Origin of the sequence: Pseudomonas sp. fls2-241-R2A-110, from assembly GCF_030209165.1 — a bacterium.
Lineage (GTDB): Bacteria > Pseudomonadota > Gammaproteobacteria > Pseudomonadales > Pseudomonadaceae > Aquipseudomonas.
On the sequence record NZ_JARVSN010000006.1, the window covers coordinates 190570 to 211865 of the forward strand.

Below are 21296 nucleotides of genomic sequence, written 5' to 3' on the forward strand. Positions count from 1 at the left end.
CCCGCCAGCGTCGACTGCGTAGGATGGGCGGCCTGACAAAAGGAAAATCGCTTGTGATTGAGATCTTCATGTACCTGGCCTTCGGCGCAGCGTTAGGAACCTTGGGCGGCATCTTCGGCATTGGCGGCGGCTTGATCGCGATACCATTGCTGGGTGTGCTGTTCGGTCTGGATCAACAGATCGCCCAAGGCACGGCCCTGGTGATGGTGGTGCCCAATGTGATGCTGGCGCTGTGGCGTTATCACCAGCGCAATCGCATCGAAATGCGTCATGCGCTGCCGTTGGCCGCGATGGGTTTCTGCTTTGCCTGGCTCGGTTCGATCTGGGCCGTGGGGATCGACGCGCAAACCATGCGAATCGGCTTTGTCGCCTTCCTGATCGTCCTGTCGGCTTACAACCTTGTGCGCATGTTTACCGCCAACGCGCCGGCCTCTGCACAGATGCGCTATTCCTGGCCATGGTTGGGAGTCCTGGGTGCGGCATCCGGCACCATGGGCGGATTGTTTGGGGTTGGCGGTGCCGTGGTGGCAACGCCGGTGTTAACCAGTCTGTTCGGCACCACCCAGGTGGTGGCTCAGGGGTTATCGCTGGCATTGGCGCTGCCCAGCACCGGCGTCACGCTGGTGACTTATGCGGTGCACCATCAGGTGGACTGGCTAATCGGCCTGCCCTTGGCGGCCGGTGGCTTGATGAGCATCAGTTGGGGCGTGAGGATTGCCCACGCCATGCCGGAGCGACTGCTGCGCGGGTTGTTCTGCGGGTTCCTGGTGCTGTGCGCGGTCATGCTCGCGTTTAAAGTTTGAAGCCTTCGACGATATGCTCGGCCAGACACTCGGTGATCGGTGACGGGTTGTGCAGGTTGCGCACCAGCATGATGCAGGCTTCCGGCAACAGCGGCAGCTCTTCGGCGGCACCGAGAATGCGCATGTCCGGCGTGATCAGGCTTTCCAGTTGCGCGGTGACGGCCAGACCGGCGCTGACCACGGCCATCAACGCCGACAGACTCGAACTGTTATAGGCGATGCGGTAATCGCGCCCCATCGCGTCCAGCGCATTACACGCCCACAGCCTGCAGAAACAATCACTGTTGAACATCGCCAGCGGCAACGGCGTCTGCTCATGGGCGCTGAAGCATTGGGCTTCGGCCCAGACAAAACGCTCCTTGCGCAACAACTGGCCAATTTCGGTGCCAGGCTCCCGAGTGATGATCGACAGATCGAGGTCCTGACGCTGGAGCAACTGCTTGGTTGATTCGCAGTGAACTTCGATCTGGATCAGCGGATAGATCTTGGCAAAGCGCGACAGAATTCCTGGCAGGAAGCGCATCACATAATCATCCGGCGTACCGATGCGCACCGTGCCGACCATGTGCGGCTCGCGCAGGGTATTGAAGACTTCGCTATGGAGTTTGAGGATGCGTCGCGCATAACCCAGCAGCACCTGGCCTTCCGCCGTCAGCTTGACCTGACGCCCGTCGCGCTCGAACAACTGGCGCTGCAATACGTCCTCTTCCAGGCGCTTCATCTGCATGCTGACCGCGGACTGCGTGCGGTTGACCAGTTCACCGGCACGGGTAAATCCGCCTTGGTCGGCGATGGCGACAAAGGTGCGCAGTACATCGGTATCGATACTGGGGTACGCCGACATCCATCAATCTCCGAGATGGTTACCATCAGAAACATTCGTTGGATTGATCTTAGCGCTCGGGCGAGACTTGAGCCATCCCCAACGGAGGACATCAAGATGAAAGGTCATAACGAACATGTAACGGAAGAAAAACTCTCAATCCACGCGGTATCCGATCTGCTGCACAAGTTTAGTCGCTGGTACGAGCTTCATCGTGAGCGTGAACTGCTGGCGAGCTTGAGCGACGAAGCATTGAAAGACATCGGCGTGAGTCGTGCGGATGTAGAGCATGAATCGGTCAGACCGTTCTGGGACGATCCGATGCATAAATGATGAGCCCATCGCTACTCAAACCCCTTCCCGGTGAGGTAGGTTGCGAGCAGACAAGGAGATGCTCATGCCCGCAACAGTGTCCTTTACCCTCAAACAGGCTCGACGTCTGGCGCTGGCCGCCCAAGGGTTCAACGGGCGGCAACCGCCAGCGGCGATCAAACCGGTTCAGCTCAACCGGCTGATCGAACGACTGGGCATTGTGCAGATCGATTCGGTCAATGCGTTGGTGCGTTCGCACTACCTTCCCCTGTTTTCCCGTCTTGGTAATTACTCACCCGATTTGCTCGACCAGGCTGCCTGGAGTCAGGGCCGGCGACGCACGTTGTTCGAGTATTGGGGCCACGAAGCCTCATTGCTGCCCTTGTCGATGTATCCCCTGATGCGCTGGCGCATGCAGCGTGCTACCCGCGGCGAAGACATCTATCAGCAACTGGCGCGATTCGGGCGTGAGCAGCAAGGCACAATTCGTCGGGTCCTGGCTTCGGTCGAGGAGCTCGGTGCCTTGGGCGCAGGAAGCCTGTCGACCCGTCAAGAGCGGGCAGGGCCGTGGTGGGATTGGAGTGCTGAGAAGCATGCACTGGAATGGTTATTCGCCACCGGTGAAGTCACCGTCGCCGGCAGGCGTGGCTTCGAGCGTCTTTATGACCTGCCGGAGCGGGTGATTCCTTCGGCAATACTGCAACAACCGATGCTCAGTGAGGCCGAGGCCCAGCGCGGGTTGTTGTTGCACGCCGCGACCGCGTTGGGTGTCGGTACCGAAAAGGATCTGCGCGATTATTTTCGTCTGAACCTGGCAGACAGTCGGCCGCGGTTGGCGGAACTGGTGGAAGCGGGTGAGTTGCAGGCCTGTGAGGTGCAGGGCTGGCGCCAACCGGCGTACTGCCTGCCCGAGCCGAAAGTGCCGCGCAAAGTCGAGGCCAGCGCGTTGCTGTCACCCTTTGATTCGCTGATCTGGGAGCGCAGTCGAACCGAGCGCTTGTTCGATTTCCGTTACCGATTGGAGATCTATACGCCTCAGGACAAGCGGGTCTACGGCTATTACGTGTTGCCGTTTTTGCATCATGAACGGATAGCCGCGCGGGTTGACCTGCGCGCCGAGCGAGCGTTGAGCCGATTGGCAGTGCATGCCGTGCATGAGGAAGAACCGGGGCTGGACGAAGCGGGGATGCTGGCGTTGGCGGTCAATCTGCGGCAGATGGCGGATTGGTTGGGGCTGGAGCGGATTCAGTTGAATTGTCAGCGCGAGAGTGCGGCGCGGTTGCGGCTGGCATTGGCTCGGATCGGTGGTGACTGACCTCGTTCCATCGACGGAATGCCGGCATTCCGACGATGGAAGCGATGCGGTTTAGCGTCGAACCTGCTTCAAGGTCTCGGCAATCAGAAACGCCAGTTCCAGCGACTGATCGGCATTCATCCGCGGATCACAATGAGTGTGATACCGGTCCGACAACCCGTCTTCAGTAATCGGCCGCGCGCCGCCAATGCACTCGGTTACGTTCTGCCCGGTCATTTCGATGTGGATACCACCGGCGTAACTGCCTTCCGCTTCGTGAACCTGGAAGAACTGTTTCACCTCGCCGAGGATCTGCGCGAAGTCGCGGGTCTTGTAGCCGCTGCTGGCCTTGATGGTATTGCCGTGCATCGGATCCGAACTCCAGAGCACCTGCTTGCCTTCGCGCTGTACGGCTCGGATCAGTTGCGGCAAATGATCGCCGACCTTGTTCGCACCCATCCGCGCGATCAGGTTCAAGCGACCTGGATCGTTGTCCGGGTTGAGCACATCGATCAGGCGAATCAGGTCATCAGGATTCATGCTCGGGCCGACCTTGACCCCTATCGGGTTGTTCACCCCACGCAGGAATTCGACATGGGCACCGTCAAGCTGGCGGGTGCGGTCGCCGATCCACAGCATGTGCGCCGAGCAATCGTAATAATCGTTGGTCAGGCTGTCGCGGCGCACGAAGGCTTCTTCGTAGTTCAGCAGCAAGGCTTCGTGGGCGGTGAAGAAACTGGTCTCGCGCAATTGTGGCGAGCTGTCCATGCCGCAAGCGCGCATGAAGGCCAGGGTTTCATCGATGCGATCGGCCAGATGGCTGTATTTTTCAGCCAGCGCCGAGTTGGCGATGAAATCCAGGTTCCACTTGTGTACCTGATGCAGATCGGCAAACCCGCCCTGGGCGAAGGCCCGCAGCAGGTTCAGGGTTGCGGTGGACTGGTGATAAGACTGCAGCAAGCGTTCCGGATCCGGTACGCGGCTCTTTTCGTCGAAACCGATGCCGTTGACGATGTCGCCACGGTAGGCGGGCAGGGTGACGCCGTCGATGGTTTCGTCGTTGGACGAACGCGGCTTGGCGAACTGACCGGCCATGCGCCCGACCTTGACCACCGGGCAACCGGCGGCGAAGGTCATGACGATCGCCATTTGCAGCAGCACTTTGAAGGTGTCGCGAATTTTCGCGGCGGAAAACTCGGCGAAGCTCTCTGCGCAGTCGCCACCTTGCAGCAGAAACGCGCGGCCTTGGGTCACTTCGGCAAACTGACGGCGCAACTCCCGAGCCTCACCGGCAAACACCAGCGGCGGGTAACTGGCCAGGGTTTGCTCGACCTGCTGCAAATGCGCGGCGTCAGGATAGTGGGGTTGTTGCTGGATCGGCAGGGCGCGCCAGCTGTCAGGACTCCAGGGTTGGCTCATCATGTTCTCTAGGTTTTTCCGCTCGGACGTCCATGTTATCAGCAAATTAGTGCGTGACCTGTTCCGGTCGCTTCGCGGACAATCGCGCCTTTGCCGCTACATGTTGCGGTTTATCGCGTTGCCGGGCCGGCAACGATCAGGAGACGAAATGACTGAGGAGCGCGTCGAGCATCTGCTCGCCGAGGTACAGGATGAGTTCGGCGTGATTCGCGTGCTGGAAGTGGCCGATTACCGGTTTCTGGAGTTCGGTGATGCCATCGAGCAGAGCTGCGTATTCACCGCCGATCCAAGCTGGCTCGAATACGATTACACGCGGGCAATGCTGATTGGTGCGCTGTGTCACGAACACCCGGAAAGCGCTTTATTTCTGGGCTTGGGAGCTGGAACGCTGACTCAGGCGTGCCTCAAGTTTCTGCCGCTCGAAGACGTCGAAGCCATCGAGCTGCGCCCGGACGTGCCACGCCTGGCCATCGAATACCTTGGCCTGGATGACGATCCGCGTCTTTACATTCGCGTCGGCGATGCGCTGGAGCTGCTGGAGACGGCAGAGCCGGCGGACCTGATTTTTGTCGACCTTTACACCGATGTCGGCCCGGGTGTCGGGCATCTGGCATGGGGTTTTCTGGAAAACTGTCAGAAACGCCTGAATCCGGGTGGCTGGCTGGTGATCAATCAATGGGCCACCGACGACGGCAAACCATTAGGCGCGGCGCTGTTTCGCGGGCTCTATCACCGCCATTACTGGGAGCTGCCGGTGAAGGAGGGCAATGTGATTCTGTTGGTGCCTTCGGAGCTGGACCAGGAGCTGGACATGGACGGGTTGATTGCCCGGGCTGAAGGGTTGGCGCCGCGGTTGGGCTATTCGTTGCAGTCGTTGATCAAGGCGATTCGCCCGGCGACATAAGTCGGTGTCTGTGATGGCCCCATCGTCGGAGCGCCGCCCGGAGCAAGCTCGCTCCCACAGGGGATCTTTTTAATACACAGATATTGTGTTCACTGAAGATCCCTGTGGGAGCGAGCTTGCTCCGGGCGGCGCTCCGACGATGACTTACTTCCGGTCAGCGCATTCCTCAGACTCCTTTGAAGATGCCCGGCCGCTTTTCGATCATCGACCGCACACCTTCCTTGGCATCCTCGCTTGCCAACAGCTTCTTCACCAGCGGCGGTAACGCCTGCGCCGCCACGGTTTCCCCTTCGTAACGAGCCTGGCGCGCAGACATCAACGTCGCCTGAACCCCCAGCGGCGCCTGCCGGGCAATGCGCTCAGCCAATTCAATTGCCCGCGGCAGCAGATCCTCGCTGGCCATGACTTCCTGCACCAACCCCAGGTGCAGTGCATCGTGGGCATCGAACTCATCGCCGGTCAGCAGCCAGCGCATGGCATTGCCCCAGCCGGCGACTTGATGCAAGCGCAAGGTGGCACCGCCGAAGGGAAAGATCCCGCGCTGCACTTCTTTCTGGGCAAAACGGGTGTTGCTGGCGCAGAGATTGATGTCTGCGGCCAGCATCAGCTCGATACCGATAGTCAGGCAGTAGCCTTGGGCGGCGACAATCACTGGTTTGCTGACCCTGGGCCCGGCAAACACGCCCCACGGGTCGCAACCTCCGGGCGGCGCCTGCCAGCCTTCGGCCAGCGCCGCGCTGGCACTGACCAGATCGAGTCCTGCGGTGAAATGCTCGCCATGACCGAACACCACGGCCACACGCGCCTCGCTGTCAGCCTCGAACTCACCATAGGCCAGGCTCAGTTCATTAAGCAGGTCGAGATCGAACGCGTTGCGCTTGGCCACCCGATCCAGGCCGATCATCAGGACATGACCGTGTCGCTCGCGGGTTACACGACTGGAGCCGGACTGATTCATGAAGCTTTTCCTCGGGGCGCAAAGGAGAGGTCAGACCGAAGGTCTGCATCGCAAGGGTGAACCGTTTTAGCGTCATCGTCAGCAGGGCCGGGCCTTTGAAAAATAGACCGTTGCACAAATATCCGCAAAGCCTGTGACACAACGGTGAATCCGTCAGTTTTCCGACAAATAATGCTCCCTTTTTGGGCGAATTCCGGTATAGTGCGCGCCGGCCTTTAACCGGGCCGCGTTTAGGTAGCGCAATTCCCCGAAGTCAGCTTCGGCTGCACGTCCGCACAGCGGACTCTCCCTTGACGAATCTTTTTCATTCATTCGTTTTCGCAAATCCCCGCCGACAAAGCAGCCAGGGCGACTCTTGAGTCTTACACGGCATGCGCAGCTTTGGAGCATGGGTCTTTGCGGATGCACTTAGAGGCAGACCCATGACCCAGGAAACCGGCGGCTTCGCCGCTTTTAATCTTAATCCGAATATTCTTGCAGCCGTCATCGCGACTGGCTACGAAGAGCCTTCGGCTATTCAGCAGCAATCGATCCCGATCATCATGGCCGGTCACGACATGATTGGTCAGGCGCAAACCGGTACGGGTAAAACCGCTGCGTTCGCCCTGCCGATCCTGCATCGCATCGATCCTGCAAAGCGCGAGCCGCAAGCCCTGATCCTGGCGCCAACCCGTGAGTTGGCGCTGCAAGTAGCAACCGCTTTCGAAACCTACGCCAAGCAAATGCCGGGCGTTACCGTTGTGGCCGTTTACGGCGGCGCCCCGATGGGCCCACAACTGAAAGCAATCCGTAATGGCGCACAGATTGTTGTCGCTACTCCGGGCCGTCTGTGCGACCACCTGCGTCGCGACGAAAAAGTCCTGTCGACCGTGAACCACCTGGTTCTGGACGAAGCGGACGAAATGCTCAAACTGGGTTTCATGGACGACCTCGAAGTCATCTTCAAGGCTCTGCCTCCAACCCGTCAGACCGTATTGTTCTCGGCCACCTTGCCGCAGTCGATCCGTGCCATTGCCGAACGCCATCTGCGCGATCCGCAACACGTGAAGATCCAGACCAAGACTCAGACCGTTACCGCGATCGAACAGGCTCACCTGTTGGTTCACGCTGACCAGAAGACCTCGGCTGTATTGAGCCTGCTGGAAGTGGAAGACTTCGACGCCCTGATCATGTTCGTGCGCACCAAGCAAGCGACCCTGGACTTGGCCAGTGCCCTGGAAGCCAAAGGCTACAAAGCCGCTGCGCTGAACGGTGACATTGCCCAGAACCAACGTGAGCGCGTGATCGAATCCCTCAAGGATGGCCGTCTGGACATCGTTGTGGCGACCGACGTTGCTGCTCGTGGCCTGGACGTTCCGCGTATCACTCACGTGTTCAACGTGGACATGCCTTACGACCCGGAATCCTACGTCCACCGTATCGGCCGTACTGGCCGTGCCGGTCGCGAAGGTCGTGCGCTGTTGCTGGTGACTCCACGTGAGCGCCGCATGCTGCAAGTGATCGAGCGTGTAACCGGTCAAAAGGTTGCCGAAGTTCGCCTGCCGGACGCCCAAGCTGTTCTCGATGCTCGCATCAAGAAACTGACCAACAGCCTGTCGCCGCTGGTCGCTGATGCCGAATCGACTCACGGTGAGCTGCTGGATCGCTTGACTGCTGACATCGGTTGCACCCCGCGTGCACTGGCTGCTGCTCTGCTGCGCAAGGCAACCAACGCTCAGGCGTTGACCCTGGCTGCAATCGAGAAAGAACGTCCACTGGTGCCGAACAACGCACCGCGTGGCGATCGTCCAGAGCGTACCGGTGATCGTCCGGACCGTGGTGATCGTGAGCGTCGTGCTCCGGTTCCATTGGCCGAAGGTCGTGCCCGTTGCCGTACCGCGCTGGGTGCGCGTGATGGTATCGCCGCCAAGAACCTGCTGGGCGCTATCCTCAATGAGGGTGGCCTGGCACGTGAAGCGATCGGTCGCATCCAGGTGCGTGACAGCTTCAGCCTCGTCGAGCTGCCGGAAGATGGTCTAGAGCGTCTGCTGACCAAGCTGAAGGACACTCGCGTTGCCGGTAAGCAGTTGAAGCTGCGTCGTTATCGCGAAGATTGATCCGCTCTCGGGCTGATTGATCGCACATAAAAAATCCCCGACTGGTTCGGGGATTTTTTTTGCCTGGCTTACCGGTTAGCCAAAGCGGTAAATGTCCATGCCCAGCGCGCCCATCGTGAAGCCTTGATGGGCAATGCTGAACGCTCCTCCGGCACCCCGGGCAAAGTACAACGGCAGTAAATGCTCATCGCTGGGATGATTGCGCACAGCGTTCGGTGCCTGATGACGATAGTCGTGCAGCGCGGCTTCATCGTTGGCCGCGAGTTTTTCAATCATCCAGTCACGAAACGACTTGGCCCATGGCTCCACACTTTCCGGGCCGGCATGCCAGTCCAGTTCGCGCAGGTTGTGGGTGATGCTGCCGGAACCGATCAACAGCACGCCGTGTTCGCGCAGGCTGGCCAACGCATGACCGACACGGGTTTGCAGGGCCGGGCCGCCACGGGTTGGCAGCGACACTTGCACCACCGGAATGTCGGCCTGCGGGTACATCAATGACAGCGGCACCCAGACGCCGTGATCGAACGGCCGCTTGGGGTCAATCCGCGCCGGCAATTCAGCGGCCTTCAATAACTCGACAACCTCTGCCGCCAGTTGCGGATGACCGGGCGCGGGGTATTGCACCTCGAACAAGGCCTTTGGGAAGCCACCGAAGTCATGCCAGGTGTCGGGCTGCGGGTTGCCGCTGACCAGCAGCTCGTTGCTTTCCCAGTGCGCGGATACAATCACGATGGCCCTGGGCTTGGGCATTTGTGCAGCCAGACGCGCAAGAGCCGGACCGCTGGCACCCGGTTCCAGTGCCAACATCGGCGAGCCATGGGATATGTACAGGCTGGGGAACATGAAAGAGCTCCTGAGGGGTAAGATGGCACCATCTTCAGTCAGATCATTGATCTAAATCTAATATAAGTTTTAGAGTCTTTTGATCGAATTTTCGGGATTAATTATGCAGCCGGAGTTTTGGCACAAGCGGTGGACGTCGAATCAGATCGGCTTTCACCTGCCGCAAGTGAATCCATATCTGCAACGGTACTGGCCGCAGTTGGACCTGGAAGAGGGCGCGCGCGTACTGGTGCCTTTGTGTGGCAAAAGCCTGGACCTGCTGTGGCTGGCGAAATGCGGCCACGAGGTGCTGGGGGTCGAGTTGTCGGAAAAAGCCGTGGAAGATTTTTTTCACGAGCATCAGTTTGACCCGGACGTCAGCGACCAAGGCCCTTTCACTGTCTATCGCGCGGGCTCGGTCGAAATCTGGTGCGGTGATTTCTTCGCGTTGACGGCTGGCGATGTTGCCGATTGCAGTGCGTTGTACGACCGCGCTGCGTTGATAGCCTTGCCACCGAAGATGCGTGAGCAATACGCCGAACACCTGAAGCGGATTGTGCCGAAGGATTCGCTGGGTCTGTTGATCACCCTGGATTACGATCAGGCGCAAATGGAAGGGCCGCCATTTGCCGTGCTGGATGACGAAGTGCAGCGGCTATTCGGCTCATCGTGGACGTTGAAGATCCTGGAGGATCAGGACGTGCTGAGTGAGAACGGGAAGTTCATCGAGAATGGCCTCACGCGGCTGGAAGAGCGGGTGTACCGGGTGTCCAGCTAATAGGTTGGCAGCCCTTTCGCGGGCGAGCCCGCTCCCACTTTAGACCGTGTCCGTTTGAACGACTCGGTCAACTGTGGGAGCGGGCTTGCCCGCGAAGGAGCCCTGAAGAGCACCACACCTATCAGCAGACAAAAAAAGGCCCGCATCACTGCGGGCCTTTTCTGTTGGTGCGGAGCCGATCAGCCCCGACGACGCAACGCATCAATACGCTCTTCCAGCGGCGGGTGGCTCATGAACATACGAGCGAACCCTTGTTTGATGCCGCCATTGATGCCAAAGGCGTTCAAGGTGTCCGGCATGTGCACCGGCAGACCCTGTTCCGCCCGCAGGCGTTGCAGCGCACCAATCATTGCACTGGTGCCGGCCAGGCGTGCACCGGCGTCGTCAGCACGGAACTCGCGTTTGCGCGAGAACCACATGACGATGGTACTGGCCAGAATGCCCAGGACCAGTTCGGCAAAGATGGTCGCCACGTAATAAGCGATGCCCTGGCCTTCTTCGTTCTTGAAGATCACCTTGTCGACGAAGTTGCCGATGATCCGGGCGAAGAACATCACGAAGGTGTTCACCACGCCCTGGATCAATGCCAGGGTCACCATGTCGCCATTGGCCACGTGGCCGATTTCGTGGGCCAGAACGGCCTTTACTTCATCCGGCGTGAATCGCTCGAGCAAGCCCTGGCTGACCGCGACCAGTGCGTCGTTCTTGTTCCAGCCCGTGGCGAACGCATTCGCCTCGTACGCCGGGAAAATCCCGACTTCGGGCATCTTGATCCCTGCTTCGCGGGACAGTTGCTCGACGGTCTGCAGCAGCCATTGCTCATGACGGGTGCGTGGCTGGCTGATGATTTGGGTGCTGGTGCTCATCTTCGCCATCCACTTGGAGATGAACAGCGAGAACAACGAGCCTGCGAAACCAAAGACCGCACAGAAAATCAGCAGCTGATTGAGGTTGAGATCAACCCCGTTGGCCGCCATGAACCCGTTGAAGCCGAAAAGGCTCAGGGTGATGCTGGCAATCAGCACGACCGCCAGGTTAGTGGCCAAAAACAGCAGGATGCGCATCATGGTTGTAGAAATCTCCTCATGCTAAAGATGTAGCGTACTGCGGGGTATATAAGGTGCTGCACCGGGCTATTCAACCGGGTGACTATTTCAAACTGTGTCCTACGGCAACAGTCTAGCTGCATGCAGGGCATTTCCGAGGTTGATGCGCGATGCGTTTGTCAGCCGATTCGCTTCCCGGCCCCCGTCGTTATTAGGCGCGGCCACGCAACGTGGCAAGAGCCATCGTTGGCAGCGATGATGTCAGGCGGGGCGAAGAGATATGTTGCTGAATCAATCACCGTGCGACATTCGTAGGCGTCGCACGGTAACAGGCAGTTTATTGGCGATAGGATTTGAGGAAGTTGCCGATCCGGCCGATGGCCATGTCCAGATCATCGACCCGTGGCAGGGTCACGACGCGGAAGTGGTCCGGCCAAGGCCAATTGAACGCCGTGCCTTGTACCACCAGCAGCTTCTCGGAAAGCAGCAGGTCGAGCACGAACTTTTCATCGTTGTGAATCGGGCAGACTTTCGGGTCGATCCGCGGAAACGCATACAGCGCACCCATCGGCTTGACGCAGCTCACGCCCGGAATGTCGTTGAGCAGTTCCCAGGTACGATTGCGTTGTTCCAGCAGGCGACCTTGTGGCAGCACCAGGTCGTTGATGCTTTGATAACCACCCAGGGCGGTCTGGATCGCGTGTTGGCTCGGCACGTTTGCACACAGGCGCATGTTGGCCAGCATGTCGATGCCTTCAATGTAGCTCTGTGCGTGGTGTTTCGGACCGGAAATGGCGATCCAGCCGGAGCGGAATCCGGCCACGCGATAGGACTTGGACAGGCCGTTGAAGGTCAGGCACAACAGGTCTGGCGCCAGGGAAGCGGTGCAGATGTGCACGGCATCGTCGTACAGGATCTTGTCGTAGATTTCGTCGGAAAAAACCACCAGGTTGTGCTGGCGCGCCAGTTCGAGCATGCCCAGCAACACTTCCCTGGAGTACACCGCGCCCGTCGGGTTGTTCGGGTTGATGATCACCAGCGCCTTGGTGTTCGGGGTGATTTTGGCCTTGATGTCAGCCAGGTCCGGCCACCAGTTGGCCTGCTCGTCGCACAGGTAGTGCACCGGGTTGCCGCCAGACAGGCTGACAGCGGCGGTCCACAGCGGGTAGTCCGGGGCCGGCACGAGTACTTCGTCGCCATTGTTCAGCAATGCCTGCATCGACATCACGATCAGCTCGGAAACGCCGTTGCCCAGGTAGATGTCTTCAATGCCGACGCCTTCGACCTGCTTTTGCTGGTAATACTGCATGACGGCTTTGCGCGCGCTAAACAGACCCTTGGAATCGCTGTAGCCCTGGGCCGTCGGCAGATTGCGGATCACGTCCTGAAGGATTTCATCCGGCGCTTCGAAACCAAAAGGCGCAGGGTTGCCGATGTTCAGCTTGAGGATGCGATGGCCTTCCTCTTCCAGGCGTTTGGCGTGCTTGAGCACTGGGCCGCGAATGTCATAGCAGACGTTGGCGAGCTTGTTCGATTTGCTGACCTGCATGGCGATGTGTTCCCGAAAATGAACGATCCAGGCGTCGTATGAACGACCGTACTGGGAATCCTGCGTCTTCACACAGGTCTGACGCCTTGAGTCGCGGCACTCATAATCCGTTTGAATGCGCGTGGCGTGGCTGCCAGACTGGCGTTTGACGAGGCGCAATCATACGTGCCGCCTGATCCGTGGAAAAGGTACAGATCGGGCTTTTTCAGCTGCTGAGGTGTGACGATGGAAAAGTTGGAAAAAACCCTGGAAGAATGGAAGGCAATGCTCGACCCGGAGCAATACAACGTTTGCCGCCTCAAGGGCACCGAACGTCCGTTCTCCGGTAAATACAACGGCACCAAGACCGACGGTGTGTACCACTGCATCTGCTGCAACGAGCCGTTGTTCGACTCCAAGACCAAGTTTGACTCCGGCTGCGGCTGGCCGAGCTTTTACGCTCCGATCGGTGACAGTGCGATGGTCGAGATCCGTGACGTCAGCCACGGCATGATCCGCACCGAAGTGGTCTGCGCCAAATGTGATGCGCACCTGGGCCACGTGTTTCCGGACGGCCCGCCGCCGACCGGCCTGCGTTATTGCATCAACTCGGTGTGCCTGGACCTGGTGCCGCGCGAGTAAGAACCCGGGAGCGATCCATTGATCGCTCATCGGATTATTAAATTGCACACAATTCAATTGCTCGCTATGTTTAGCCCATCTTCCCTCATTCAGAGTCCGGACCATGAGCGACAACCTGCTGAGCATCCCTTGCACCACCATCACGGGTGAGCAAAAGACCCTGGCCGATTACGCCGGCAAAGCCGTGCTGGTGGTCAACACCGCCAGCAAATGCGGATTCACCCCTCAGTACAAAGGCCTCGAAGAGCTGTGGCAGACCTATAAGGATCAAGGCCTGGTGGTCCTCGGCTTTCCGTGCAATCAGTTCGGCAAGCAAGAGCCTGGCAATGAAGGGGCGATCTCCGAGTTTTGCGAGCTGAATTTCGGTGTCAGTTTCCCGCTGTTCAAAAAGATCGAAGTCAACGGCGCCGGGGCTCACCCGCTGTTTGTGCAGTTGAAAAAGCGCGCACCGGGCGTACTCGGTTCCCAAGGCATCAAGTGGAACTTCACCAAGTTCCTGATCGGCAAGGACGGTCAGTTGGTCAAGCGCTTCGCCCCCGCGACCAAGCCGCAGGACCTTAGCCGCGAGATCGAAGCCCTGCTCAAATGAACACGTTGTCAGTCGATTCGCTCAAGCTCGACAGCCAGCTGTGTTTCAAGCTGTACGCTGCGTCGCGGGCGGTGATCCGTGCCTACAAGCCCATGCTCGATCAACTCGGCCTGACCTATCCGCAGTACCTGGCGATGCTGGTGTTGTGGGAATGGCAGGAAGCGGCTCCAGAACAGCCGACGGTCAAGGCGCTGGGTGAGCGTCTGGCGCTGGACTCCGGCACCCTGACGCCGCTGCTCAAGCGTCTTGAGCAGCTGCAACTGGTGCAACGCCAGCGTTCGGCGCGCGATGAGCGCGAAGTGCACTTGAGCCTGTCGCCAGCTGGCAAGGCATTGCGCGATCAGGTCGGGCCGCTCAAGGCTCGCCTGTTGTGTGACAGCGGCGTGGATCTGGATCGCCTGAACGATCTGCGCGACGGCCTCGATCACTTGTTGGGGCAAATCAAAGCACTGTCGTAGTCGGTATCCACAAGTCGAGCAGGGTGGCCAGTTCTTCCCGGCGGAAGGGCTTGGCCAGGTAGTCGCTCATGCCCGCCGCGCGGCAGCGTTCGCGTTCCTCCGACATGGCGTTGGCGGTCAGGGCGACGATGGGCAATTGTGGCCAGCGCCCACTGCGACGGATTTGCCGACTGGCTTCATAGCCGTCCATCACCGGCATGTTGCAGTCCATCAACACCAGGTCAAATTCACTTTGCTCGAGCTGATCCAGCGCTTCGGCGCCATGAGCGGCAACGATCACCTCGCAACCGAGCTTTCCAAGCATGCCCTTCGCCACCAGTTGATTGACCGGGTTGTCTTCCACCAACAGGACGCGCCCGCGTTTCAGGGCGGTGAGTGCTTCGACCCGGGCGCCGTTGATCAGGTTGGTTTCAGGCTGCAAAATCCGCCGCAATGTCTGGTAAAGCGCATTGCGCGCCAGAGGACGCGCCTGCTGTTGCAAGGGCGCCAGGGCGCTCGCTTGTTCGCTGGGCATGAAGTTGCCGTAGGCGGTCACCAGCAGAATCGGGGCGTCCAGAGTAGGACGCAGGCGGAACAGGCATTCGGGGCAGTCGGTAATCAGCACGTCGCAGTTCAGGCCGATCAACGAGTCATCAATGGAGCGCTGTTGATAGTCGAGTCCCCAGCCGGGCAACAGTTTTTTCAACAGTTCGGCCAAGCCGCTGCTGGCGGCCGTGATCGCGATGACCTTGCCGGGCAAAGGTATCGGCGGCATGGCCCGGGTGTGTGAGGGCAACGGCAGGTCAGCGCAGAACTGGCTGCCAAAGCCTGCTTCAGAGCTGATGGTCAGACGCCCCTGCATGGCTTCGCAGAGGTTGTAGGTCAGCGCCAGACCCAGCCCGGTGCCGCCGAACTGGCGGGTGATGCCAGCACCGGCCTGAGTGAAGGGCTGGAAAATCTTGACCTGGGCATCCTGGGCAATCCCGATCCCGGTGTCGCAGACTTCAATGCGTACGCCGTCCTCGAACGTGGAAAGACGCACATCGACGCGACCGAAGCGGGTGAACTTGAGGGCGTTGGACAACAGGTTGCTGACGATCTGCCGGACCCGGGTCGGATCCCCTAGAACCAGCGCCGGAAAGTGCGGATCGATCAGGCAGGTCAGCTCGACGCTCGGCGCGGCGTTCTGCGACAGCAGGTTGGCGGTGTCTTCGATCAGCGAGCCGAGGTCGAAGGGGATGTGTTCGAGTTCGAGTTGACCGGCATCGAACTTCGACAGGTCGAGGATATCGTTGAGCAGTTCCACCAGCACTTTGCCCGAGTCATGGGCAATGGACAGTTGTTGCTGTTGCTCGGCATTGAGCGGGCCGTCGAGCGATAGCGCGATCATGCCCAGCAGGCCGTTGAGCGGCGTGCGAATTTCATGGCTCATGTTCGCCAGGAACGCCGCACGCGCTTCGGCCATGTCCAGCGCGGTGCTGCGGGCGACTTCCAGCTCCTGATTGGATTGACTGAGCCTGGCGTTGATCGCCTTGAGCTCGGCGGTGCGTGCCGAGACGATGTTTTCCAGTTGCCCTAAATAGTCGGTGAGGCGATTTTCGGCGTTGCGTCGTTGCTGAATCTCGGTGGCAATGTTTTCGAACTGTTGATTGGCCACTTTGACCAGAACGCCGATTTCATCGTTGGCGTGTCCGGCCGGGCATTCCAGTGAAGTAGGCTCTGCGCTACGCGGATCGCGACCACTGAGTTCACGGATGACCCGCACCAGTGGCTTGGTCAGCATGACGTAGAACAATGCGAGCAAAATGCCGGTCAGGATCAGGCTGCGGGCGAAGCCGTTGAGCAATGTCACCTCGGCGCGGCGCAGGAAGCGGCTGCCAAAGGCGTACGTATCGACTTGCAGCTGCAAGGTGCCCAATGATTCGTTCGGCAAGTGGTCGAGGTAGAGGCGGTCTTCAAATTGGCGGTTGGCGCCGAACAGGAAGTCGCTGATCATCCGGTAATTGTTTTGCATGGCCGGTCGTTTGACGCTGGCAAGCACGGTACTGTTGTTGTCGGTCAGTTTCGCGTTGATGATCGCCGGCGAGCGCAGCAGGCCCATGGTCAGTTCCTGGGCGAGTTCAGCGTCGATGTTGTAAGCGATACGCGAGGCCGGGTTATGGCTGATTTCCAGCAAAGACAGTATTTCGCGGTTGATGGAAGCGTCTTCGCTGGCATAATCGATGCCAATTTGCAGCAGGCTGAGCAGCGTGCCCAGAATGAATCCGACAAGCACAGTAAGCCTGGCTTGCTTGTATGACAGCCGCTGGGTGAACTTGATATCCATGGGGTGTTGAACCACTTCCGTTTCCCTTCGCTGCTCAAGCATAGTCGATCATGCATCGATACCGATGTTCTCGCGAGCCCTTGCACAACAAGGGAAGCGCCGGACACCGAACGCTGTGTTTCTTCGCTGTAATGCCATCATCACTGTGAACGTGCCCGAGGAGAAGACGTGGATTCCCGATTGAATGCTTTTCTTGAACGCGCCGATGCCGTTCTGGCCCGTATCGAGCCACTGTTGCCCGCGCCTCGGCAAACCATCGACTGGACGCATTGCCTGGCCGCACGCTGGCAGCGCGAAGGTCGCAGCGGTTTTCTGTTGCCACTGCAAGTGAGCCTCGACACGCGCTTGTCCGACCTGATCGGTGTCGACCGCCAAGTGGAACAACTGGGGCGCAATACCCAACAGTTCCTCGACGGCATGCCCGCCAACCACGCGTTGCTGTGGGGCTCGCGCGGCACCGGTAAATCGTCGCTGGTGCGCGCCTTGCTGGCCGAGCACGCCCACGCCGGCTTGCGTTTGATCGAGATCGAGCGCGATCACCTGGCGGATCTGCCGCGAGTGGTCGAGCAGATTGCCAGGTTGCCCCAGCGGTTTGTGCTGTTTTGCGACGACCTGTCGTTCGAGTCGGGCGAGGGCGACTATCGCGTGCTCAAGAGCGTGCTCGACGGCTCGCTTGAACAGGCGCCGGATAACGTTTTGCTGTACGCCACCTCCAACCGTCGCCACCTGGTGCCGGAAAAGGAAAGCGATAACGAAAACTGGAAAAGGGTCGACGGCGAACTGCATCCCAGCGAGGCGGTGGAAGACAAGATCGCGCTGTCGGACCGTTTTGGATTGTGGCTGTCGTTCTATCCATTTACTCAAGAGCATTTCCTCAACGTCGTCGAACACTGGATCGGGCAGTTGGCCGATAAAGCGGGCCTGGCGTGGCAGCGTGACGAACAACTGGACATCCTCGCGGTGCGCTGGGCCACCGGCCGAGGCAATCGCAACGGACGTTGCGCGTATCAATTTGCCCGTTATTGGGTCGGGCTGAAGTTGTTGGAGCAAAAAGCATGATCGATTTACAGAAGAGCGGCCAAGGCCTGGATGGTTACGGCATGTTGTGGGCGCAGTTGGAGTCGTTGCTGGCCGACGAGCGTGATTTTATCGCCAACGCGGCGCAGTTCTCGGCGTTTCTGTTCAACCAGCTCGATGACCTGAACTGGGCCGGTTTCTACCTCAATCGCAACGATGAGCTGGTGCTGGGGCCGTTTCAGGGACAGATCGCCTGTGTACGGATTCCGTTCGGTCGTGGCGTGTGCGGAACCGCAGCGTCCACGTTGCAGACCCAGCGTGTTGAAGACGTGCACGCATTTGCCGGGCACATCGCTTGCGACAGCGCCTCCAATAGCGAACTCGTCGTGCCGCTGGTCAAGGACGGTCGCTTGATCGGCGTGCTGGACCTGGACAGCCCGAAGCTGGCGCGTTTTACCGTTGAAGATCAGGCCGGTATCGAGCAACTGGCGGCGATTTTTCTGCGTCTGACCGAGTGTTGATCATCCCTTCAAGCCTGCCTTGAGCAGCAGGCTTGAAGGGTCGACCGTATCGATTTGTTGCGGGTCTAGAAAGCGCTCGGCGTACTGCTTATAGATGCCGGCGTTGACGAACAATCCAAACAACTCCGGATCGATATGGGCGTCTCGGCACATGGTGGCCATGATGCCCAGCGCTTCGCTCAGGGTCTTGGCCTTCTTGTAGGGCCGATCGGCTGCGGTCAGCGCCTCGAAAATATCGGCAATCGCCATCATCCGCGCCGGCAGGCTCATTTCTTCACGCTTCAACTGTTTGGGATAACCGGTGCCGTCCATTTTCTCGTGGTGGCCGCCGGCTATTTCCGCGACATTCTGGAGGTGGCCAGGGAAGGGCAGGTGGCTGAGCATCAGGATCGTCTGCACCATGTGGTGGTTGATGATATAGCGCTCCTCGCGGGTCAGCGTGCCTCGGGTGATGCTCAGGTTATAGAGCTCGCCCCGGTTGTATTTGTAACGCGGTACATCCAGTTTGAAACCCCATGGGTTGTCCGGCGGAATCAGTTCGCTTTCGGCGCGTTCGAACAGGTGCTCGGGTTTGTCCGCCAACAGGGGCTCACTGACAGGCAAGGTCGGCGCCGGGGTTCGTGCCTGGCGACGATTTTCTTCCCAGGACACGCCCAGGCGGTCATCCAGGGTTCGGGTCCAGGTCCGTTGGGCAATGCTGCGCAGGCGTTGCAGATCTGCTTCGGCCATGGCCTCGCCGCCCAGATTGCAGCGGGCGACAAAGGCGAAATCATCATCGAGCCCCGCCAGGGTGGTATTGCGCAGTTCAGCCAGAGGCTGCTCGTCACCGCCTAAGGCGACGGCCTGCCAATAGGCGATCCAGGCATCGCGCTTGAGGACTTCGAAGCGGGTACGAACTTCGTGAATGCGGTCGTTCAGGGTTTCCAGTTTGGTGGCCTTGTCGACCACGTACTCTGGCGTGGTGACCTTGCCGCAGTCGTGTAGCCAGGCTGCAATGTGCAGCGCTTCCCATTCATCTTCAGTGGGTTGATAGCCGCTGAAAGCCGGCTCCTGACTGGCAGCGGCAGCTTGGGCAAGCATCAGCGTCAGTGCCGGCACTCGTTGGCAATGACCGCCGGTGTAGGGGCTCTTGGCATCGATCGCGCCCGCCAGCAACTGAATGAACGAATCCAGCAGCTGTTTCTGTTTGGCTTGCAGACGCTGACTCTCAATGCTCACGGCCGCTGCGCCGGAAACAGCCTGGAGAAACGCAATCCGATCCGGTTGTAGCTTGTCCAGGTCACGTTGCGTGCCGCTGTCGGCCAACAGCAGGATCAGCAAGCCAACGGTTTCGTTATGTCGATTGTGCAAACGGATGCCGATCAGGTGAACCCGGGGGCACTCCAGCGCGAGCAAGACTTTTTGCAGATCCCCCGCCTGTTCGAAACCCAGGCTGGTCACGACATTGTCGGCACTCGACAGTGACTGCATCCACTGAGGGCTCAGCGGGTCGTGAAGGTCGTGACCTTGAACAGCGAACGATGGCAATGCCTGTGACGTGTCGTTGATGACCAGGCCAAGGGGCTCCATGCGATCGCTATCACGCTCGCGCAGGTAAATGAGACCCGCCTGGGCTTGCCCGATCTTCACCGTTTCAAATAGCACCCGTTGCAGCAAGGGCTCGAAACGGGTCTCGGCGCTGAGGCTGTCGGTTATCTGGAAAAAACTCCCCAGGGTGTCCTTCATCCGCGCCATCGACACGCTCAGTTGGTCGACCTCAAGCACCGGCGAACGACGGCCGACCGGAAAATTGAAATTGAAACTGCGAACCGCGTCGGCTTCCTGCACCAGCGCATGCAGAGGCTTGACCAGGATTCTTGAAGTCAGCCATCCCACTGGAAGGCACAACAGCAATGTCGTCAGGGTAATCAGCGCACCTTGCCAGCGCATGCGGTAGGCATCGGCGAGCAGTTCGTCCTCTGGCACCAGCAGCGCCAATTGCAGTCCCTGTGGCCCGCCTTCCTGCATGCTGCTACGCGCCACGATCCATTGACGTCCAGCGGCATTCAGGCGATTGCCGGCCGGTGGACGGGCGAGCAGGGCACTGAGAGCAGGGCTCAGGTCGGCTGCCTTGTTCAGGCGGGCCGTCTGGTCGTCGATGATCAGTTTGCTGCTGTCGGGGTAGGCAATCGCATTGCCCTGGGCATCGAACAGTACGATTTCGGTATGGGGGGTGACCACGTGCTTGGCCAGGGTTGCCGATAATTCGGCCAGTGTCAGGTCGGCACCGATCACGGCGTCTTCGCCACTGCGCCGGGCCAGGGTGGTGCCGATGTTGTGGGTGGAGAAAAAAATGTAGGGTTCGGTGGTGATCTGGCCCTCGTCGCCGCGCGCGCTGGAAAACCAGGCCCGAGTGCGCGGATCGAAAGTTTCGTCGGGATTGTCCTGACGGCTGAGCAAGTTCAGGGATTGATCAAAAAACAACGATTGCGAATGGGGCTGACCACTGCTGGCATCGTGATCGATGCTCCAGACTTGATACGCCGCGGTATCCGGCGCATTCAAGGCAGTTTTGAGGGCCGTGGTTCGCAGGGGACGAACCATGAAAAAGTCGCCGTCGCTGTAGCCCAGATACAACGATGCCAGATTGGGATTGTCATTGAGCGATTGGCTGAACGGCTTGAGTAAAGCCAGGCGCTGTTCCAGAGCCGGTGCCTGAGTCGCCGGGTAGTCCACCAGCAGGCTTAGCAGATGGCGAATGGGTTCATAGGTGCCTTGCAGGTCCAGGCGGACATCCTGCTCGATGCGGTCAAAGAGCTTTTCGCTGCTGGAAAGAATGATCTGAGTGGTTTGCCCGTAGTTGAAAATGCCCAGCACCACACCGGTCAGCAACAGCAGGAAGGTGAACATCACACTGATGTGAACGTGCAGGGGAAACCGACGTTCGGGGCGCAGTGGGCTGGGCATTGCGGTCTCTCCATGATGTTTAACACTCTGCTCAG

General features: G+C 59.4%; 19 protein-coding genes. 11 read left to right on the top strand and 8 right to left on the bottom strand.

What is annotated here, in order from left to right; translation table 11 throughout:
• Positions 1 to 68: 68 nt before the first annotated feature.
• On the top strand, positions 69 to 803 hold the full coding sequence (locus QRN31_RS05040; RefSeq protein ID WP_414923619.1) for a sulfite exporter TauE/SafE family protein: 735 nt from the start codon (positions 69 to 71) through the stop codon (positions 801 to 803).
• On the opposite strand, the gene QRN31_RS05045 is transcribed toward QRN31_RS05040, so the two are convergent.
• Positions 793 to 1647 (bottom strand): LysR family transcriptional regulator, encoded by an 855-nt coding sequence (locus QRN31_RS05045; protein ID WP_208669309.1) that lies wholly within the window; start codon positions 1645 to 1647, stop codon positions 793 to 795. The two genes, QRN31_RS05040 and QRN31_RS05045, sit on opposite strands and share 11 nt — an antisense overlap.
• Positions 1648 to 1743: 96 nt before the next feature.
• Here QRN31_RS05045 and QRN31_RS05050 point away from each other — a divergent pair, with 96 nt between their 5' ends.
• Positions 1744 to 1959, top strand: coding sequence for a DUF1127 domain-containing protein (locus tag QRN31_RS05050; protein ID WP_285430557.1), 216 nt, complete (start codon positions 1744 to 1746; stop codon positions 1957 to 1959).
• Positions 1960 to 2023: 64 nt separating this feature from the next.
• Entirely contained in the window at positions 2024 to 3253 is a 1230-nt protein-coding gene (locus QRN31_RS05055) for a winged helix-turn-helix domain-containing protein (RefSeq protein ID WP_285430559.1), read from the top strand.
• A 51-nt stretch (positions 3254 to 3304) separates the two neighbouring features.
• Here QRN31_RS05055 and QRN31_RS05060 read toward each other — a convergent pair whose 3' ends face one another.
• The gene (locus tag QRN31_RS05060; RefSeq protein ID WP_285430561.1) at positions 3305 to 4651 is read right to left on the bottom strand and encodes a class II 3-deoxy-7-phosphoheptulonate synthase; all 1347 of its coding nucleotides are present in this window, start codon (positions 4649 to 4651) and stop codon (positions 3305 to 3307) included.
• 148 nt (positions 4652 to 4799) lie between these two features.
• Between QRN31_RS05060 and QRN31_RS05065 the strand changes: the two genes are divergently transcribed.
• The gene (locus QRN31_RS05065) at positions 4800 to 5555 is read left to right on the top strand and encodes a spermidine synthase (protein ID WP_285430563.1); all 756 of its coding nucleotides are present in this window, start codon (positions 4800 to 4802) and stop codon (positions 5553 to 5555) included.
• A gap of 166 nt (positions 5556 to 5721) precedes the next feature.
• Here QRN31_RS05065 and QRN31_RS05070 read toward each other — a convergent pair whose 3' ends face one another.
• Positions 5722 to 6513, bottom strand: a complete 792-nt coding sequence (locus tag QRN31_RS05070) for a crotonase/enoyl-CoA hydratase family protein (RefSeq protein ID WP_285430566.1) — start codon at positions 6511 to 6513, stop codon at positions 5722 to 5724.
• A 422-nt stretch (positions 6514 to 6935) separates the two neighbouring features.
• On the opposite strand from QRN31_RS05070, the gene QRN31_RS05075 reads away from it, so the two are divergent.
• The gene (locus tag QRN31_RS05075; protein ID WP_059403638.1) at positions 6936 to 8609 is read left to right on the top strand and encodes a DEAD/DEAH box helicase; all 1674 of its coding nucleotides are present in this window, start codon (positions 6936 to 6938) and stop codon (positions 8607 to 8609) included.
• A 75-nt stretch (positions 8610 to 8684) separates the two neighbouring features.
• Here QRN31_RS05075 and QRN31_RS05080 read toward each other — a convergent pair whose 3' ends face one another.
• On the bottom strand, positions 8685 to 9452 hold the full coding sequence (locus QRN31_RS05080) for a DODA-type extradiol aromatic ring-opening family dioxygenase (protein ID WP_285430570.1): 768 nt from the start codon (positions 9450 to 9452) through the stop codon (positions 8685 to 8687).
• A gap of 103 nt (positions 9453 to 9555) precedes the next feature.
• Here QRN31_RS05080 and QRN31_RS05085 point away from each other — a divergent pair, with 103 nt between their 5' ends.
• A complete protein-coding gene (locus QRN31_RS05085; protein ID WP_285430572.1) occupies positions 9556 to 10209 on the top strand; it encodes a thiopurine S-methyltransferase in 654 nt (217 codons plus the stop codon).
• Between the two features lie 179 nt (positions 10210 to 10388).
• Here QRN31_RS05085 and htpX read toward each other — a convergent pair whose 3' ends face one another.
• Positions 10389 to 11276, bottom strand: coding sequence for a protease HtpX (gene htpX, locus QRN31_RS05090; protein WP_285430574.1), 888 nt, complete (start codon positions 11274 to 11276; stop codon positions 10389 to 10391).
• A 316-nt stretch (positions 11277 to 11592) separates the two neighbouring features.
• A complete protein-coding gene (locus tag QRN31_RS05095; RefSeq protein WP_090188845.1) occupies positions 11593 to 12804 on the bottom strand; it encodes a pyridoxal phosphate-dependent aminotransferase in 1212 nt (403 codons plus the stop codon).
• 225 nt (positions 12805 to 13029) lie between these two features.
• Here QRN31_RS05095 and msrB point away from each other — a divergent pair, with 225 nt between their 5' ends.
• From msrB to QRN31_RS05110, 3 genes are all read left to right on the top strand, one after another.
• Complete coding sequence (gene msrB / locus QRN31_RS05100) at positions 13030 to 13425, top strand: peptide-methionine (R)-S-oxide reductase MsrB (protein WP_223519212.1); 396 nt, start codon at positions 13030 to 13032, stop codon at positions 13423 to 13425.
• A gap of 103 nt (positions 13426 to 13528) precedes the next feature.
• Positions 13529 to 14014, top strand: a complete 486-nt coding sequence (locus QRN31_RS05105; protein WP_090186405.1) for a glutathione peroxidase — start codon at positions 13529 to 13531, stop codon at positions 14012 to 14014.
• Positions 14011 to 14472: a MarR family winged helix-turn-helix transcriptional regulator gene (locus tag QRN31_RS05110; protein WP_038982224.1), complete on the top strand. Its 462-nt coding sequence runs from the start codon at positions 14011 to 14013 to the stop codon at positions 14470 to 14472. The genes QRN31_RS05105 and QRN31_RS05110 overlap by 4 nt, the downstream gene beginning before the upstream one ends.
• Here QRN31_RS05110 and QRN31_RS05115 read toward each other — a convergent pair.
• Positions 14456 to 16777, bottom strand: a complete 2322-nt coding sequence (locus QRN31_RS05115) for a hybrid sensor histidine kinase/response regulator (RefSeq protein ID WP_285430579.1) — start codon at positions 16775 to 16777, stop codon at positions 14456 to 14458. The two genes, QRN31_RS05110 and QRN31_RS05115, sit on opposite strands and share 17 nt — an antisense overlap.
• Before the next feature lie 168 nt (positions 16778 to 16945).
• Here QRN31_RS05115 and QRN31_RS05120 point away from each other — a divergent pair, with 168 nt between their 5' ends.
• Together QRN31_RS05120 and msrC are read left to right on the top strand one after the other, a co-directional pair.
• Positions 16946 to 17836, top strand: a complete 891-nt coding sequence (locus tag QRN31_RS05120) for an ATP-binding protein (RefSeq protein WP_285430580.1) — start codon at positions 16946 to 16948, stop codon at positions 17834 to 17836.
• Complete coding sequence (gene msrC / locus QRN31_RS05125) at positions 17833 to 18315, top strand: free L-methionine (R)-S-oxide reductase MsrC (RefSeq protein WP_285430582.1); 483 nt, start codon at positions 17833 to 17835, stop codon at positions 18313 to 18315. The genes QRN31_RS05120 and msrC overlap by 4 nt, the downstream gene beginning before the upstream one ends.
• On the opposite strand, the gene QRN31_RS05130 is transcribed toward msrC, so the two are convergent.
• Positions 18316 to 21261 (bottom strand): HD domain-containing phosphohydrolase, encoded by a 2946-nt coding sequence (locus QRN31_RS05130; RefSeq protein WP_285430584.1) that lies wholly within the window; start codon positions 21259 to 21261, stop codon positions 18316 to 18318.
• Positions 21262 to 21296 lie beyond the last annotated feature (35 nt).

Bases quoted from the DNA above. Each gene is read 5' to 3' on its own strand.
- msrC (WP_285430582.1), top strand. From the start codon at position 17,833: ATGATCGATTTACAGAAGAGCGGCCAAGGCCTGGATGGTTACGGCATG.
- QRN31_RS05040 (WP_414923619.1), top strand. From the start codon at position 69: ATGTACCTGGCCTTCGGCGCAGCGTTAGGAACCTTGGGCGGCATCTTC.
- QRN31_RS05110 (WP_038982224.1), top strand. From the start codon at position 14,011: ATGAACACGTTGTCAGTCGATTCGCTCAAGCTCGACAGCCAGCTGTGT.
- QRN31_RS05115 (WP_285430579.1), bottom strand. From the start codon at position 16,777: ATGGATATCAAGTTCACCCAGCGGCTGTCATACAAGCAAGCCAGGCTT.
- QRN31_RS05045 (WP_208669309.1), bottom strand. From the start codon at position 1,647: ATGTCGGCGTACCCCAGTATCGATACCGATGTACTGCGCACCTTTGTC.
- QRN31_RS05065 (WP_285430563.1), top strand. From the start codon at position 4,800: ATGACTGAGGAGCGCGTCGAGCATCTGCTCGCCGAGGTACAGGATGAG.
- QRN31_RS05055 (WP_285430559.1), top strand. From the start codon at position 2,024: ATGCCCGCAACAGTGTCCTTTACCCTCAAACAGGCTCGACGTCTGGCG.
- QRN31_RS05070 (WP_285430566.1), bottom strand. From the start codon at position 6,513: ATGAATCAGTCCGGCTCCAGTCGTGTAACCCGCGAGCGACACGGTCAT.
- QRN31_RS05130 (WP_285430584.1), bottom strand. From the start codon at position 21,261: ATGCCCAGCCCACTGCGCCCCGAACGTCGGTTTCCCCTGCACGTTCAC.
- msrB (WP_223519212.1), top strand. From the start codon at position 13,030: ATGGAAAAGTTGGAAAAAACCCTGGAAGAATGGAAGGCAATGCTCGAC.
- QRN31_RS05085 (WP_285430572.1), top strand. From the start codon at position 9,556: ATGCAGCCGGAGTTTTGGCACAAGCGGTGGACGTCGAATCAGATCGGC.
- QRN31_RS05050 (WP_285430557.1), top strand. From the start codon at position 1,744: ATGAAAGGTCATAACGAACATGTAACGGAAGAAAAACTCTCAATCCAC.
- QRN31_RS05095 (WP_090188845.1), bottom strand. From the start codon at position 12,804: ATGCAGGTCAGCAAATCGAACAAGCTCGCCAACGTCTGCTATGACATT.
- QRN31_RS05080 (WP_285430570.1), bottom strand. From the start codon at position 9,452: ATGTTCCCCAGCCTGTACATATCCCATGGCTCGCCGATGTTGGCACTG.
- QRN31_RS05060 (WP_285430561.1), bottom strand. From the start codon at position 4,651: ATGAGCCAACCCTGGAGTCCTGACAGCTGGCGCGCCCTGCCGATCCAG.
- QRN31_RS05075 (WP_059403638.1), top strand. From the start codon at position 6,936: ATGACCCAGGAAACCGGCGGCTTCGCCGCTTTTAATCTTAATCCGAAT.
- QRN31_RS05105 (WP_090186405.1), top strand. From the start codon at position 13,529: ATGAGCGACAACCTGCTGAGCATCCCTTGCACCACCATCACGGGTGAG.
- htpX (WP_285430574.1), bottom strand. From the start codon at position 11,276: ATGATGCGCATCCTGCTGTTTTTGGCCACTAACCTGGCGGTCGTGCTG.